The following is a 245-nucleotide window of genomic DNA, read 5'->3' as shown; positions in this document are numbered from 1 at the left end:
GTTGGAAGCTTTAAACGATGATCAGATCGTAAAACAGTTGAATACCAATTTATTAGGTGTTATTCGTGTAACTCAGGCATTTATTCCTTATTTCAGAGAGAAAAGAAAAGGAATGTTCATCACAACGACTTCTATTGGTGGATTGATCGCATTTCCATTAGGATCAACCTATCACGCAACAAAATGGGCATTGGAAGGTTGGAGCGAGAGTTTAGCTTACGAACTGAATACGTTTGGAGTGGATA

At 38.0% G+C, this 245-nt stretch carries 1 protein-coding gene; it reads left to right on the top strand.

Annotation, left to right across the window (positions count from 1 at the left end; genetic code table 11):
• The coding region (locus SCA31_RS25055; RefSeq protein ID WP_410699650.1) for an SDR family NAD(P)-dependent oxidoreductase at positions 1–245 on the top strand (245 nt) is incomplete at both ends.

This window comes from Chryseobacterium sp. SIMBA_028, assembly GCF_046535285.1.
GTDB lineage: Bacteria > Bacteroidota > Bacteroidia > Flavobacteriales > Weeksellaceae > Chryseobacterium.
The sequence above is the reverse complement of the archived record's forward strand: the minus strand, read 5'-3'. Positions and strand labels throughout refer to the sequence as shown.